Annotated in this window: 17 protein-coding genes; all 17 read right to left on the minus strand. The window is 47.9% G+C overall.

The features are described from left to right. Positions 1–73: 73 nt before the first annotated feature. Positions 74–190: a 50S ribosomal protein L36 gene (gene rpmJ, locus ACXAH4_RS02990; protein WP_073325329.1), complete on the minus strand. Its 117-nt coding sequence runs from the start codon at positions 188–190 to the stop codon at positions 74–76. Between the two features lie 25 nt (positions 191–215). Next, positions 216–1535 carry a preprotein translocase subunit SecY gene (gene secY / locus ACXAH4_RS02995; protein WP_119499873.1) on the minus strand — a complete coding sequence of 440 codons (1320 nt, stop codon included), beginning with the start codon at positions 1533–1535 and terminating at the stop codon, positions 216–218. Positions 1536–1540: 5 nt separating this feature from the next. Beyond that, a complete protein-coding gene (rplO, locus tag ACXAH4_RS03000) occupies positions 1541–1975 on the minus strand; it encodes a 50S ribosomal protein L15 (protein WP_474843511.1) in 435 nt (144 codons plus the stop codon). A gap of 3 nt (positions 1976–1978) precedes the next feature. Then, the gene (gene rpmD, locus ACXAH4_RS03005; RefSeq protein WP_014950907.1) at positions 1979–2158 is read right to left on the minus strand and encodes a 50S ribosomal protein L30; all 180 of its coding nucleotides are present in this window, start codon (positions 2156–2158) and stop codon (positions 1979–1981) included. Positions 2159–2164: 6 nt separating this feature from the next. Then, a complete protein-coding gene (gene rpsE / locus ACXAH4_RS03010) occupies positions 2165–2665 on the minus strand; it encodes a 30S ribosomal protein S5 (protein ID WP_119499871.1) in 501 nt (166 codons plus the stop codon). A gap of 12 nt (positions 2666–2677) precedes the next feature. Then, positions 2678–3031, minus strand: coding sequence for a 50S ribosomal protein L18 (rplR, locus tag ACXAH4_RS03015; RefSeq protein WP_119503270.1), 354 nt, complete (start codon positions 3029–3031; stop codon positions 2678–2680). A 12-nt stretch (positions 3032–3043) separates the two neighbouring features. Beyond that, entirely contained in the window at positions 3044–3577 is a 534-nt protein-coding gene (gene rplF, locus ACXAH4_RS03020) for a 50S ribosomal protein L6 (RefSeq protein WP_474843514.1), read from the minus strand. 14 nt (positions 3578–3591) lie between these two features. Beyond that, complete coding sequence (rpsH, locus tag ACXAH4_RS03025) at positions 3592–3984, minus strand: 30S ribosomal protein S8 (RefSeq protein ID WP_119499869.1); 393 nt, start codon at positions 3982–3984, stop codon at positions 3592–3594. A gap of 13 nt (positions 3985–3997) precedes the next feature. Beyond that, complete coding sequence (gene rpsN / locus ACXAH4_RS03030; RefSeq protein WP_070125769.1) at positions 3998–4303, minus strand: 30S ribosomal protein S14; 306 nt, start codon at positions 4301–4303, stop codon at positions 3998–4000. Between the two features lie 13 nt (positions 4304–4316). Next, on the minus strand, positions 4317–4856 hold the full coding sequence (gene rplE / locus ACXAH4_RS03035; protein WP_119499868.1) for a 50S ribosomal protein L5: 540 nt from the start codon (positions 4854–4856) through the stop codon (positions 4317–4319). Positions 4857–4872: 16 nt separating this feature from the next. Then, entirely contained in the window at positions 4873–5187 is a 315-nt protein-coding gene (rplX, locus tag ACXAH4_RS03040; RefSeq protein ID WP_119499867.1) for a 50S ribosomal protein L24, read from the minus strand. A 12-nt stretch (positions 5188–5199) separates the two neighbouring features. Further along, positions 5200–5568, minus strand: coding sequence for a 50S ribosomal protein L14 (gene rplN / locus ACXAH4_RS03045; protein WP_070125772.1), 369 nt, complete (start codon positions 5566–5568; stop codon positions 5200–5202). A gap of 220 nt (positions 5569–5788) precedes the next feature. Continuing rightward, positions 5789–7846: a GAF domain-containing hybrid sensor histidine kinase/response regulator gene (locus ACXAH4_RS03050; RefSeq protein WP_474843518.1), complete on the minus strand. Its 2058-nt coding sequence runs from the start codon at positions 7844–7846 to the stop codon at positions 5789–5791. Positions 7847–7975: 129 nt separating this feature from the next. Then, on the minus strand, positions 7976–9352 hold the full coding sequence (locus tag ACXAH4_RS03055; RefSeq protein ID WP_474843520.1) for a DUF4397 domain-containing protein: 1377 nt from the start codon (positions 9350–9352) through the stop codon (positions 7976–7978). A 231-nt stretch (positions 9353–9583) separates the two neighbouring features. Beyond that, entirely contained in the window at positions 9584–11701 is a 2118-nt protein-coding gene (locus tag ACXAH4_RS03060) for a TonB-dependent receptor (protein WP_474843522.1), read from the minus strand. Positions 11702–11878: 177 nt separating this feature from the next. Next, entirely contained in the window at positions 11879–12619 is a 741-nt protein-coding gene (gene rlmB / locus ACXAH4_RS03065) for a 23S rRNA (guanosine(2251)-2'-O)-methyltransferase RlmB (protein ID WP_119499863.1), read from the minus strand. Beyond that, entirely contained in the window at positions 12620–15019 is a 2400-nt protein-coding gene (rnr, locus tag ACXAH4_RS03070) for a ribonuclease R (RefSeq protein WP_474843524.1), read from the minus strand. Between the last annotated feature and the right edge of the window lie 16 nt (positions 15020–15035).

Here is a 15035-nt window from a genome sequence, read left to right on the forward strand (position 1 = left end):
TAAAATCGAAATAGAGCAAGCTGAACCCAGTACGAGGTTCAGCTTACATTTCGAATTTTAACCGCGTTTTAGATTAGCCTTGACGCTGCTTATGCTTAGGGTCAGAGCTGCAAATCACACGCACAACACCGTTGCGCTTGATGATTTTACAGTTACGGCAAATCTTCTTTACTGATGCACGAACTTTCATTACATCACTCCGTAGTGCACTAATCTTAGCGGCCGTAGCCTTTCAGATTAGCTTTCTTCAGAACAGACTCATACTGACTGGACATCAGATGTGTCTGCACCTGTGCCATAAAGTCCATGATAACAACCACGATAATCAGAAGCGACGTACCACCGAAGTAGAACGGCACATTCCACGCAATCAACATGAATTCAGGCACTAAACAAATAAAGGTTATGTAAAGTGCGCCAGCCAGAGTCAGACGAGTCATTACCTTATCGATATAACGTGATGTTTGCTCACCCGGACGGATACCAGGAATGAACGCACCGGACTTCTTCAGGTTATCTGCTGTTTCACGCGGATTGAAAACCAGCGCTGTATAGAAGAAGCAGAAGAAGATAATCGCAGTTGCGTATAACATCACGTACAGCGGCTGACCAGGAGAAAGCATTAATGCTACGTCCTGCAACCACGCTGTAGATTCATTCTGACCGAACCAACCAGCAATGGTGGACGGGAACAGAATGATGCTGGATGCGAAGATTGGTGGAATAACACCAGCCATGTTCACTTTCAGCGGTAAGTGTGTGCTTTGCGCTGCAAAAACCTTACGGCCCTGCTGACGCTTAGCATAGTTCACAACAATACGACGCTGGGCACGTTCTACGAACACTACCAGGTAAATCAGGCCGATGACAATCACGCCAATCAACATCAGGAACAACAGATTAATGTCGCCCTGTCTTGCTTGTTCCGCTGTCTGACCAATCGCTGTTGGCAGACCGGCAACAATACCAGCAAAAATCAATATCGAGATACCGTTACCGATACCACGTTCAGTAATTTGCTCACCTAACCACATCAGGAACATCGTTCCTGTGACTAAGCTAACTACCGCTGTAAAGTAGAATCCGAAGCCAGGGTTTATAACCAAACCATTAATCAGGTTAGGCAGGTTCGTCGCGATTCCAATAGATTGGAACGTGGCCAGTACCAGCGTCAAATAACGCGTATACTGACTGATTTTACGACGGCCTGCTTCGCCTTCTTTTTTAAGCTCCATCATCGGTGGATGAACCACCGTGAGCAACTGCATAATAATTGATGCAGTAATGTATGGCATAATGCCCAAAGCCAGAACGGATGCACGCTCAAGCGCACCACCGGAGAACATGTTGAACATTTCTACGATGGTACCTTTTTGTTGCTCAAACAACTCAGCAAGAACTGCCGCATCGATGCCAGGAAGAGGCACATAAGAGCCCAGTCTGAATACGACGATCGCACCTAGTACGAACAACAACCTTGACTTCAGCTCACTCAAGCCGCTTTTCGCGCCTGAATCCAATCCTGGTTTAGCCATCTAGCTTATTCCTCTACTTTACCGCCGGCGGCTTCAATCGCTGCAAGAGCGCCTTTAGTAACCTTTAACCCGCTAACTGTAACAGCGCGCGATACTTCGCCGCTCTTAACTACTTTAACGAACTGCACGTCTTTCTTAACAAGACCAGCAGCTTTTAAAGAGTCCAGAGAAACCGTATCACCTTCAACCTTAGCGATTTCAGTCAGAGTTACCTGATCGGTAACAAAGCTCTTACGAGAGGTGAAACCAAACTTAGGCAGACGGCGCTGAATTGGCATCTGACCACCTTCAAAGCCTTGTCTGATGGAACCGCCTGAACGGCTGGTTTGGCCTTTGTGACCACGGCCACCGGTTTTACCCAGACCTGAACCAATACCACGACCTACACGCTTAGCTGCTGGTTTTGAACCTTCTGCAGGAGAAATTGTATTTAAACGCATGTCTTACTCCTCCACGATCTCAACCATGTAATATACACGGTTGATCATGCCACGTACTGCTGGGGTATCTTCCAGTTCACGGACATGGTTGATTTTACGAAGACCTAAGCCTTTAAGCGTCGCTTTGTGCTTTGGCAGACGGCCAATTGCACTTTTAGTTTGCTTTACTTTAATCGTTGCCATGTCTGATTACCCCAAAATTTCTTCTACAGACAATCCACGCTTCGCTGCAATACCCGCTGGAGAGTTCATCTCAGTCAGCGCGTTTACTGTTGCACGAACAACGTTGATTGGGTTTGTAGAGCCGTAGCATTTTGAAAGTACGTTCTGTACACCAGCTACTTCAAGTACTGCACGCATCGCACCACCGGCAATGATACCGGTACCTTCAGATGCAGGCTGCATGTAAACTTTAGAGCCAGAGTGACGACCTTTAATTGGGTGCTGCAACGTGTGACCGTTCAGGTCTACGTTAACCATGTTGCGACGCGCTTTTTCCATCGCTTTTTGGATAGCAGCAGGCACTTCACGTGCTTTACCGTAACCAAAACCAACACGGCCATTGCCGTCACCAACTACAGTCAGTGCAGTGAAACTAAAGATACGACCACCTTTAACCACTTTAGAAACGCGGTTTACAGCGATCAATTTCTCTAAAAATTCACCGTTTTGAACTTCTTGTTTAGCCATTATTCTTCACTCCTAGAACTGAAGACCAGCTTCGCGAGCTGCATCAGCTAATGCTTTTACGCGACCGTGGTATTTAAAACCGCTGCGATCGAAAGCAACAACTTTGATGCCTTTTTCGATTGCACGCTCGGCGATAGCTTTACCCACTGCCGCAGCTGCTTCTGCATTACCAGTTGCTTTCAGATCTGCTGCCAGACCTTTTTCAACGGTAGAAGCCGCCGCCAGTACCTCAGAACCGCTAGGCGCGATTAACTGGGCATAGATGTGGCGAGGTGTACGGTTAATTACCAGGCGATGCGCGGCCAATTCACGGATTTTAGCGCGTGCGCGAGTTGCGCGACGTAAACGTGATGTTTTCTTATCCATCGTATCACCCACCTACTTTTTCTTAGCTTCTTTACGACGAACGTTTTCATCAGCATAACGAACACCTTTACCTTTGTAAGGCTCTGGTGGACGGTAGCCGCGAATGTTTGCCGCAACCTGACCTACAACCTGCTTATCCGCGCCTTTAACGAGGATTTCAGTTTGTGTAGGAGTTTCAACTGTAATGCCTTCAGGCATTTCATAAACTACAGGGTGTGAGAAACCTAAAGTCAGGTTCAGTTTGGCACCTTGTGCTTGTGCACGGTAACCAACACCTTGCAACTGCAGTTTTTTCTCGAAACCTTCAGATACACCCAGGACCATACCGTTCAACAGCGCGCGCGCAGTACCAGCCTGAGCCCATGCATCAGCAAAACCTTCACGAGGAAGTGCTTTCAGCTGGTTCTCTTCTTGTACAACTTCAACAGCGTCGTTGAATACACGTACCAGTGTACCTTTACTACCCTTAACAGTAACTTCCTGACCGTTGATTTTAACTTCAACGCCAGATGCTACGTTAACAGGGGCTTTTGCTACTCGTGACATTTCAACTCCTCCGATTACGCTACATAACCGATGATCTCACCGCCCATGCCTGCTTTACGCGCAGCACGGTCAGTCATCACACCTTTAGAAGTTGACACGATAGCAACGCCTAAACCACCCATTACTTTTGGCAGCTCATCTTTTTTCTTATAGATGCGCAGACCAGGACGGCTTACACGTTCAATTGTGTCGATTACTTGCTTACCTTCGAAGTACTTAAGAGTAACTTCTAAAGTAGGCTTAACGTCACCAGAAGCAGCGAAGTCAGTGATATAACCTTCAGCTTTCAGTACTTCACAGATTGCTACGCGAAGTTTTGAAGAAGGCATAACAACAGAAACTTTCTGTGCCATCTGGCCGTTACGGATGCGGGTAAACATATCCGCGATAGGATCTTGCATGCTCATTTTTAGCTACTCCTTACCAGCTGGCTTTTTTCAGGCCAGGGACTTCACCGCGCATCGCTGCTTCACGCAACTTGATACGGCTCAGACCGAACTTACGTAGGAAACCGTGTGGACGGCCAGTAACGCGGCAGCGGTTTTGCTGACGAGATTTAGCACTGTCACGTGGCAGTTGTTGTAGCTTCAGAACAGCATCCCAACGCTCTTCTTCAGAGGCGTTAACATCGCTGATAATCGCTTTAAGTGCGGCACGTTTTTCAGCATACTTAGCGACAAGCTTTGCACGCTTTACTTCACGGGCCTTCATTGATTCTTTTGCCATAACCCTACACCCCTTATTTTTTGAATGGGAAGTTGAACGCGGTCAACAGAGCACGTGCTTCATCATCAGTTTTTGCACTGGTAGTGATAGTGATATCCATACCGCGTACTTTATCCACTTTATCGAAATCGATTTCAGGGAAGATGATTTGTTCACGAACGCCCATGCTGTAGTTTCCACGACCGTCAAAAGATTTTGAACTCAGGCCACGGAAGTCGCGGATACGAGGAATTGCGATTGAAATCAAACGCTCTAAGAATTCCCACATACGCTCGCCACGCAGGGTTACTTTACAGCCAATCGGATAACCTTCACGGATTTTAAAACCCGCAACAGATTTACGCGCAACGGTAACAATAGGTTTTTGACCTGCGATAGCAGCCATATCGGCAGTCGCATTCTCAAGAACTTTCTTGTCAGCTACGGCTTCACCTAAACCCATGTTTAAGGTGATTTTTTCAATCCGAGGGACTTGCATGACGCTTTGGTAACTGAACTGCTTAGCAAGGTCAGCTACTACCGTTTCTTTATAGAAATCATGCAGTTTCGCCATCGTACTCTCCAATTAATTAAACAAGTTCACCGTTAGACTTAAAGAAACGAACTTTCTTACCGTCTTCAGTACGGAAACCAATACGGTCAGCTTTACCCGTAGCAGGGTTAACTACCGCAACATTAGAAACGTGCAGAGATGCTTCTTTCTCAACAATACCGCCAGCTACGCCCATATGAGGGTTTGGCTTCTGGTGCTTCTTGACAAGGTTTACACCTTCTACAACTACACGGTCTTCAGATACCAGCACTTTCAGGACTTTGCCTTGTTTGCCTTTATCTTTACCCGCTAATACGACTACTTCATCATCACGACGAATTTTTCTAGCCATTATCGTGACTCCTTATAGTACCTCTGGGGCCAGTGAGATGATTTTCATGAAGTTGTCACTTCTCAGCTCACGTGTAACCGGTCCAAAGATACGCGTACCAATAGGTTGCTTATTGTTGTTTAACAATACAGCCGCGTTTGCGTCAAAACGGATGGTAGAACCATCTGCACGACGAACGCCTTTTCTAGTACGCACCACCACTGCGTTCAGTACGTCACCTTTTTTTACTTTACCGCGAGGAATTGCTTCCTTAACAGTAACTTTGATGATGTCACCGATACCTGCATAACGGCGATGCGAGCCACCAAGAACCTTAATACACTGAACCCTGCGAGCGCCGCTATTGTCGGCTACATCCAGGTTAGTTTGCATTTGGATCATGTTAGTGCTCCGCTCGATAATTAAGACTCTCTCGAGTCGTTTGCGCTGATAAAAGCAGCAGATATTGCCGCTTTTATGTACATACCCCCATAAAAAGGGCGCGAAACTATAACAGAAAAGATTGGGAAGTGATAGTGCGTTTTTGAATTAATTTTAGACGATTTGCTTACGGTGGTACCGGGCCTGTGCGCCTTAATGGCCGTGGCTGTGAATAGGTATGCTAAGCGAGTAAATATCGATGCAAACAGCGGGTAAACTGTTCTTTGTCAACGGGCTTAGTTAAATAGTCATTCATACCGGCAAGTAAGCATTTTTCCCGTTCACCCACCAGCACATTTGCAGTCAGTGCGATTATAGGGACAATCTCCGCCTGTCCGCCAAGCTGACGAATTTTTTTCGATGCTTCGTAACCATCCATGACCGGCATCTGGCAATCCATCAATATCAAATCATAGGGATGGTTACCAGCGATGCTTCTGATCACCATCTCAATAGCTTCAGCGCCATGGCCGGCGATATCACTCCCGATACTGAATTCTTTGAGCTGCTCTTTTACGACTATCTGATTGATTTCGTTATCTTCAACTACCAGTACCCGCTTTCCTGCCAGGTCCGCCGGTCTCAGTATGTCACCGGCGTCTTCTGTTTCATTTTCATGGTCTGACGCTTCATTCAGCTTCAGCGCAACGATAAACGTTGCCCCTTCTTCGGGTTTACTGTTAACACGAATACCGCCATGCATGTGCGCGGCTATCTGAGACACAATAGACAAGCCCAGTCCTGTGCCACCAAAGCGTCTTGTCGTATTGCTGTCACCCTGTCTGAACGGAGAGAATATGGTCGCCTGATGTTCCGGTGCGATACCAATTCCTTCATCACGGATCATAATCTGAACCAGATATTGCTGGCGGGCCTGCTTAATCGCTTTCAGTTTGATATTTATTGCACCACGGTCAGTAAATTTAATCGCATTACTGATGAGGTTTGTAAAAATTTGCCGTATCCGTGTTGGATCGGTAAGAAAAACCAGATCGTCAGTACCACGGGTATCGAGGGTCAATGAGAGTTGCTTTTTCTGAGCCGGCATAGAGAACAGCCGGTATTGTTCTTCAGCAATGCGGCTTAAGTTCACCGGAATGCTTTCAAGCTCCAGACCTCCGGCATCTATCTTTGAGAAATCCAGCACATCGTTAACGATTTGCAGCAAACTGGACGCACTCTCCCCCGCAAGTTTACAAAATTCGTTTTGCTGCTCCGTCAACGAGGTTTTCTTCAGGGCCTCCAGCATACCGACAATACCATTGATGGGCGTTCTGATTTCATGGCTCATGTTCGCCAGAAAAAGACTCCGTGACTCCAGTGCCTGCTCTGCCACATGACGGCGGCTCTCCAGTTCCCTGGCCACTTGTATTCTGTGGGTCACATCCTGCGTGGCACCGAAAAACCGGATATTGTCAGGATCACTGGTGTCCACGGCCCCCTGTGTCTGCACCCAGAATTGCCGCCCTCCCAGTGAAACAGCTTCAAACTCATGAGACCACGGCGCTTCATCTTCAACGGACTTTTCCATGAGTCCCCGCAAGATTTCCACGTCTTTATCGTGTTTTACCACCCGTTGCATGGTGTCGAAGGTGATGTGATCCCCTTCGGGAATTTCAAACAGTTTTACCAGAGAATCAGACAAAGAGATTTCACCGGTATTGCGGTTTATTTCCCAGGTACCCACTCTCGCCAGCTCTGACATCTGTAAATGCAGTAAATGCTGATGTTGTAATGCTTTTTGTTGTTCAACGATGGCCTGAAGCTGATGTTCACGGGCAATCTCAGTACCCACCCACTCCGCCAGAAGCACAATGTAATCAAGCTCGTCATTGTCGAACTGGCGTTCTTTGGCATCAACCCGGGAGAAATTCACTGTGCCGTAGCGTTCGCCGTTGACGAAATAAGGAATACCGATATAGCTTTTAAGTGCAAAAGCCTGATAAGCAGGATGAGACACGCCGGGGGATTTTTCAGCATCGTGATAAGCGACAATACCGTCAGCTGCCAGGGTGTCGCGGCAGTAGGTATTTTTCAGTTCAAAACTGTCGCCCTTCTGGAGCGCATCTTCGGGAGAAATGGCAGAAACGACCGTATAGACGCCATCTTTGATATGACTGACAATGCCAAGCTCCATGTCGAAGGCATCAAGACCAAGCTGTAACAGCCGCTTTAATTTGTCTTCAGTCGAGCTTTTACCGTCTGCAGAAATAGCATGTAACGCTTTTATCAGTTTCATATTGCCCCGTTTGAACGCTTAGGACTCTCCTTAAAGATTAACACACAAAATAAAACGGGGTGGAAACATTCCCTGTTTCCACCCCGCCGTTCACCGGAAAGGGGCGCCGGTGCTTTCGTTAATCACGTATCAGTACAATACGTTGATTTCATACCCTGTTGCTGTATCTGCAGGCTCTACAGTAACGATGTAGTTTTCTTCTTCTGTGAAACCATACAGTGCAGTACGGTCAAGCAGTACCTGTTCATCGTTTTCGTCTTCATATACTGCGATGATTTCGTAGTAGTCAGAAGGCAGAACCAGCGTGCTGCTTTCAGCAAGCTCAAGATTCATGGTGTAGTAATCGGCAGTGTCGATAGTTTCATCGCTGCGCACCAGATAGAAATCGATATTATCGAAATCGCTTACCAGATTGATGAAGTTAACGGTTTTGTCGTAAGACTGGGGCAGACCACTTTCAACAAACGTCGCTGCAGCCAGTTTGCCGTCAGCTTCGTAAATCATAATCGCCTTACTTTCGCCCTGATTAAGGGTGATCAGCTTGTTAGTCAGCGCTGTTGCACTGCCGTCTTCAGTTTGCACAGTAACACGGTAGTCACCGTATTTGATTTCGGTAAAGTCAGACAGTTCACCGGCAGACAATGTGAATTCTGTGTCTTCTTCACCGTCATTGCCACCGAAGGTAACCGTCAGCGGTGATGTGGATTCTGTGCTGTTGTAGATACGGTATTGTGCATCAGCATCTACGTCTGTCACATTTGTCACATATGAAGAATTCAAAATAGTATCAATAGACATACCTGCCTGAATAGCACCACTGACGTCACGAATAGCTAGCACATACTCAGTATCGTAAGTGAAATCCAGTGTTTGTGATTCGAAAACCACGTCGGTAGAGCCCGGTTCTGTCAGATAAATCGTGTATTCATCTGAATCAAAATCTTCACTGTCGTCATCCGGATCCCAGAAAGTCATTTCTGACAATTCCTGATAAGACACAGTACCCAGATAGTTTGCCGCTTCAAACGGGTCGCCGTCTTCAGCCAGGTAAAAATCGTACTGAGATTCATCCACCATCATGCTGGTAACGAACAGACGGAAATGGTCATCTAAAGACTCACGCTCAAATTTGTATTCGATGAATTCAGGCTGACTGAAATCACCGCTCAGGACGATCAACGTTTTGTAACCGGTACTGAGGTTGACCGTCATCTCTTCAAGCAGGATTTCCTGATCGTCAGAATCGGTGCGGATGAATTCCAATTCCAGGTCACCGGAATCAGCTGAAATCAGTGAGGTTGTGTCACCGAATTGTGCAGAACCTAAATCGTCGCCGTCAACTTCACGCATTGTGACAGTTGCCCCGTTAGGTGAAGCATTGTAAAACTGAATGTATGCGTACGAGTAGTCTGAACTGCTGTCTGACCCGCCGCAGGCGGTCAGGCCAACAGCAACGCCAACGGCAGCAAACAACTTAATAAGCGACTTAAGTGTGCGGGATACCATAAAAACGTAAATCCTTAACTGAAAGTAGTGATTGATGTCCGGATTAACCGGAACGTCGTTATTTTACCCCGTTAAGTCTCTCTGAAACCCGCGTCAGTTCGACGATTTACGCAATCTTTGCACTGTTTACATTGAACTGAAGAATCGAACAATTTGATCCATTTATGCAACAAAAAGGCCGGTAAACACCGGCCGTTTCACTGTATGCTGAAAATAAGCTTATTAATCAGCTCAGAAGCGGTAAGTCGCTGCAACTCTTGCGTGCAGCGGTGCGCCTGTACTGATGTTGTTGTCATTGTGTGCTGAGGGGAAATACTGCGTATCAAGCACGTTATTGACGTTGAGCTGCAATGACAATGCATCGCTGTGAGTATAGAACACAGCAGCATCAAAGCGTGTAAAGGAAGGTAAAGTCACATTGTTACTCAAAGACGCATACTGCTCTGACTGATGAACAATACCCAGTCCCCATTGCCACTTCTCGTCAATCAGGAATTTGTTCCATACACTGAACATATGCTCCGGCAGTTGTGCCAGTCGCTGACCTTCACCGGAACCGGCGCCGGAAACACTGGTCTGGTTGCCATCGAGGTAGCTGTAACCGCCGGTCACAGACCATGAATCTGTGATATATCCCGACAACTGCAACTCGAAGCCCTGTGTTTCTGTGCCGGTCAGTTGTGACACCTCAGGATTGTCCGGATCCACTGTGGCACCGTTTTCTCTTTCCACTTTGAATGCGGCCGCAGAAAGGTTCAGTGAATCAGTCAGGTTCCATTTAAAGCCCACTTCCGTATTCCTGAACTCTTCAGCATCCAGAGCCGCAGAACTCAATGACAAGGTAAGGAACTGATCGCCGGAGCGTGGCAGGAAAGACACACTGTAACTGGCGTACAGTGAAATATCTTCCGCCGGTTTAAAAATAACACCAAAGCGGGGAGAGATTTCACTGTCATCACTGGACAGCAAACCGTTGTTGCCATCTTCTGTGCCATCGTTAATTTCAATCTGATCGGTGACATCAATATTAAAGCTGTCGTATCGCAAACCGGCAACCAGTACCCAGTTTTCACCCAGTCCGATTTCATCCTGCACAAATGCAGAAACCACACTGACATCAGACGCACGGTCTCGTACCGGAGCCGTTAATGTGTGTGCCGGAACAACAAGGGGATCGCTGAAAATAAATGACAGTTTGTCACTGCCATTTTCAAGGAACTGGTTGTCCATGCGCGCATTCTCTGTGCTCTGATCAGCATATTCAGCACCGGCCAGTACAGTGTGAGAAACTGCCCCGGTATCAAACTGACCAATAGCGTTAAGCTGCCACAGGAAGTTTTCCCGCTGTGTGGTATCGCGGTAGCCGTCGAGAGTGACAAACTGGGATTCATCATCGAAGGCAGTGGGATACAAGTTCTGATAAGCCTTATCGTAGTCAGCAAACTGCACAGTAGTATTCACTGACCACTCAGCTGATAATTTATGATCCAGCTTTACGCGGGCAATGTGAGCTTCCAGCGTGGTGTTGTTGAAATCTTTATCACCGAAGAATGTATCGTAAACGCCGTTTAACGGCTTTCCGTTCAACGACGGGATCCCTCTGTCCACCAGCCTGTCATCATTCACATACTCATAAGATGCATTCAGAGAAGTGACGTCGCTCAGCGCAAGATACCAGGTCGGATTAAAAGCATAACGGTTGCCCTCTTTGAAATCGCGGTGACTATCAACACTGTCTGCCGCTGCATTCAGACGGAATGCCTGGTCTTTATCGATAACGACGTTGGTATCAAGTGTAATACCGCCGGCACTGAACGTATCGATATTCCCGCTCAGAACTGTGAAGTCTGATGATACATCAGCGGTTTTGGTTACGCGGTTAACCACACCACCACCACCACCGCGGCCAAATAACAGTGCATTGGAACCACGCATGATTTCAATACGCTCTATGTTATAGAGCGGACGGAAATACTGCACATCATCCCGTAAACCATCAACAAAGAAGTCAGCAGTGGTGTTCTGACCGCGAATAGTGATCTGGTCCCGGTGATCTTCACCCAACCCGATACTGACACCCGGGGTATATTGCATAGCATCAGCAACGCTGAACAGACCCTGCTCTTCAATTTGTGCTTCACCGATAATAGATGCTGACTGCGGCACATTCAGCAATAACGTGGGTGTTTTCACCGCGTCTGCGACCTGCTGGCCGAAGAAGGCACCGCGGATAGTGATACGTTCTACACTTTCTTCCTGCGCCTCAACCTTAGCCTGTTCCTGAGCAACGACGTTACCTGACACACAAAGGGCGGAGAGAATACTGAGTGACAAAATAGACTTTTTCACAATGATTATTACCTGTTGGTTGGTCCTGACGCGGTAATAATAATGATTCTCAGTATTTTTTTAAGAAATATTTAATTAAATATTTAAAATAAGTGAATATTATACTTGAGTAAATGCCCGAAAGAGTGCGGGCTGCGGGTGTAAAAAAGGCCACAAAATGTGGCCTTGATTTGAAAATCAGCTCTGGCGTTGCCTGACTATTTCGTACAAACACACCCCCGTCGCCACCGACACATTGAGTGACGACACAGCGCCGGCCATGGGTAATTTAACTAACTGGTCACAATGCTCACGGGTGAGTCTGCGCATGCCTTTGCCTTCAGCGCCCATTACCAGTGCTGTGGGCCCTTTCAGGTCAACATCATAAATAAGCTGTTCTGCTTCTCCGGCAGTACCGGCAATCCACACGCCTTTTTCCTGCAAATGCTTGAGCGTACGGGCAAGGTTGGTAACCTGAATAAGCGGAACAGACTCTGCGGCACCACAGGCAACTTTTCTGGCTGTAGCAGTAAGGCCACCGGATTTATCCTTGGGTACGATTAACGCATGCACACCGGCAGCGTCGGCGGTACGTAAACAGGCGCCAATGTTATGAGGGTCGGTAACACCATCAAGCACCAGCAGAAAAGGTTCTGCGTGACGGCTCAGGATAGCATCAAGATCGGCTTCATCCAGCGCCCGTGCAGGCTTGGCACGTGCAACCACGCCCTGATGCTGTTCGCCCTGCACTTTATCATCGAGTACCTTGCGCTGACAAAACTGCACGCTGATCCCAAACCGTCTGGCCTGATTAATAATATTCTTGAGACGGTCGTCATCACGGCCTTTGAGTACCAGTACTTCCAGTACCCGCTCCGGCTCGTTTTCCAATACCGACTGCATGGCATGCAGACCATATAACCATTCTTGTTGCGCCATTTACTTTTTCTTACCTTTACCTGATTTACTACGGGATTTCTTCGGCGCACGGGTTGCCGGCTTCTTACTGTCAGAACGGCGATCGGTTTTACCTTTCTCCCGCGATTTACGCCCTTTTCCGGTGGCAGACGATTTACCGCCTTCTCTGCGGTCAGTCGTGTTCCTGCGATCACCGGCAAATTTTGATGCTGCCGTTCTCACCTGCACTTTTTTGCCACCGCGGCCGCGCAGCATAGTGCCGTCGAGAATTAAATCAATCTTTCTTTCATCCAGGTTCACCGCTGCCACTTTCACCGATAAGGTATCGCCTAAGCGGAACTGCCGTGCGCCGGACTCACCTTGCAAAGTTTGTTTAACATCATCATAGCGGTAGTAATCATCGTCCAGAGACGTAATGTGAACCAGGCCATCAATATGGTAGTCCGTAATACGCACAAATAAACCGAAGTTAGTCACTGAACTGACAACACCTTCAAAGGTAGAACCCACGTGATCCTGCATAAACTCACACTTGAGCCAGTCGGCCACATCACGGGTAGCATCATCGGCACGACGTTCGGTCATGGAGCACTGTTCACCGAGTTGTTCCACTTCCTCAACGGTATACGCTTTCGGGCCGGTAACCTTTTGCTTCTGCTTTTTAAGAATCGCTTTAATGGCGCGGTGCACCACTAAGTCCGGATAACGGCGGATTGGCGAGGTAAAGTGTGCATACTCTTCCAGCGCAAGACCAAAGTGTCCTACGTTATCGCAATCGTAAACCGCCTGCTTCATAGAGCGCAGCAGCATGGTTTGAATAAGCTCCTGGTCCGGACGGGCTCTGATCTTATCTACCACATCGGTGAAATCTGCAGGGCTTGCCCCTTCAGTGATACGATGGGGAATGCCTACTTCTCCTAAATAGGAGGTAAATGCCGTCAAACGGTCTGCATCAGGTTTGTCATGCACCCGGTATAATGCAGACTGGTTATGCTTCTCCAGCATTTTTGCCGCACTGACGTTCGCCATGATCATGCACTCTTCAATCATTTTGTGCGCGTCGTTACGGACTACCGGTACAATGTTTTCTATCTTGCGCTGAGCATTGAAAACGAATTTACTTTCCTGCGTTTCAAACTCAATGGCACCACGCTGGGCACGGGCACGTTTCAATGCCCGATACAAATCATGCAAGTTACGCAGATGAGGCACCTGAGCCTCGTATCGCTGATGAAGTTCCTTATCACCTTCCAGGATCTGCCACACTTTGGTGTAGGTCAGACGGGCGTGAGAGTTCATCACCGCTTCATAAAACTGATACTTATCCAGCTTTCCCTGCTCAGTAATCGTCATTTCACAGACCATACACAGGCGGTCTACTTCCGGATTCAGTGAACATAACCCGTTCGACAGCACTTCCGGCAACATGGGAATAACCTGATCAGGGAAATACACGGAATTACCACGATTCTGTGCTTCTTTATCGAGGGCCGTACCCAGCTTCACATAAGTACTCACATCGGCAATGGCCACCCACAACTGCCAGCCCCCTTCATCCAGCGGCTCACAGAACACAGCATCATCGAAGTCACGGGCATCTTCACCGTCTATCGTTACCAGTGGTAACTGACGCAGATCGATGCGTCCTTCTTTAGATTCTTCCGGTACGTCTTCAGTAAACCGCTTAACGTAGCGCTCAACAGCGTCAGGCCAGACATGAGGGATATCGAAGGTACGCAGGGCCATTTCGATTTCCATGCCGGGCGCCATGTGGTCACCGAGGATTTCGATAATTTTTCCGACAGGACTGATGCGGCGGCGGGGACGCTGAGTGATCTCAACAACCACCACCTGCCCCATACGGGCACCTTTCGTTGCTTCCGGCGGGATCACAATTTCATGCTGAAGACGGCTGTCATCAGGCATCACAACGGCAATGCCCTTTTCTACGAAGAACCGGCCGACAATGGGCTCACTGCGGGGCTCAATAACCTGATTGATGAAAGCTTCCCGGCGTCCACGGCGGTCGGTACCGCTTTCACGGGCTTCAACGTAATCGTCGTGCATGAACAGATTCATCTGTCCGGCACTGATAAATAAATCGCCGCTGTTGTCTTCAGGGCGAAGGAAGCCGTAACCGTCACGGTGACCGATAATACGGCCACGGATCAGTTCATCACGGTTTTGCAGCGCATATTTCTTCTGCTTGGTAAACTGCACCTGGCCCTGACGCTCCATGGCGCGCAGGCGGCGCTGAATGCCAATCCGGCTGTCTTCTTCGAACGCGTCCACCAGCGAGCAGATTTCTAAAAAAGACAAGGGCTTGCCCTGCTCTTTCATGACAGACATTAAATACTCACGGCTGGCTACCGGATTATCGTATTTCTCTTTTTCTCGCTGAAAATGGGGATCGTCGCTCATGTACTCACTTATTGAT

The organism is Alteromonas sp. ABV2_168 (assembly GCF_056161165.1).

What these genes read in the sequence shown, in the direction of transcription:
- rpmJ (WP_073325329.1), bottom strand. Translation starts at nt 190, where the DNA reads ATGAAAGTTCGTGCATCAGTAAAGAAGATTTGCCGTAACTGTAAAATC.
- secY (WP_119499873.1), bottom strand. Translation starts at nt 1,535, where the DNA reads ATGGCTAAACCAGGATTGGATTCAGGCGCGAAAAGCGGCTTGAGTGAG.
- rplO (WP_474843511.1), bottom strand. Translation starts at nt 1,975, where the DNA reads ATGCGTTTAAATACAATTTCTCCTGCAGAAGGTTCAAAACCAGCAGCT.
- rpmD (WP_014950907.1), bottom strand. Translation starts at nt 2,158, where the DNA reads ATGGCAACGATTAAAGTAAAGCAAACTAAAAGTGCAATTGGCCGTCTG.
- rpsE (WP_119499871.1), bottom strand. Translation starts at nt 2,665, where the DNA reads ATGGCTAAACAAGAAGTTCAAAACGGTGAATTTTTAGAGAAATTGATC.
- rplR (WP_119503270.1), bottom strand. Translation starts at nt 3,031, where the DNA reads ATGGATAAGAAAACATCACGTTTACGTCGCGCAACTCGCGCACGCGCT.
- rplF (WP_474843514.1), bottom strand. Translation starts at nt 3,577, where the DNA reads ATGTCACGAGTAGCAAAAGCCCCTGTTAACGTAGCATCTGGCGTTGAA.
- rpsH (WP_119499869.1), bottom strand. Translation starts at nt 3,984, where the DNA reads ATGAGCATGCAAGATCCTATCGCGGATATGTTTACCCGCATCCGTAAC.
- rpsN (WP_070125769.1), bottom strand. Translation starts at nt 4,303, where the DNA reads ATGGCAAAAGAATCAATGAAGGCCCGTGAAGTAAAGCGTGCAAAGCTT.
- rplE (WP_119499868.1), bottom strand. Translation starts at nt 4,856, where the DNA reads ATGGCGAAACTGCATGATTTCTATAAAGAAACGGTAGTAGCTGACCTT.
- rplX (WP_119499867.1), bottom strand. Translation starts at nt 5,187, where the DNA reads ATGGCTAGAAAAATTCGTCGTGATGATGAAGTAGTCGTATTAGCGGGT.
- rplN (WP_070125772.1), bottom strand. Translation starts at nt 5,568, where the DNA reads ATGATCCAAATGCAAACTAACCTGGATGTAGCCGACAATAGCGGCGCT.
- ACXAH4_RS03050 (WP_474843518.1), bottom strand. Translation starts at nt 7,846, where the DNA reads ATGAAACTGATAAAAGCGTTACATGCTATTTCTGCAGACGGTAAAAGC.
- ACXAH4_RS03055 (WP_474843520.1), bottom strand. Translation starts at nt 9,352, where the DNA reads ATGGTATCCCGCACACTTAAGTCGCTTATTAAGTTGTTTGCTGCCGTT.
- rlmB (WP_119499863.1), bottom strand. Translation starts at nt 12,619, where the DNA reads ATGGCGCAACAAGAATGGTTATATGGTCTGCATGCCATGCAGTCGGTA.
- rnr (WP_474843524.1), bottom strand. Translation starts at nt 15,019, where the DNA reads ATGAGCGACGATCCCCATTTTCAGCGAGAAAAAGAGAAATACGATAAT.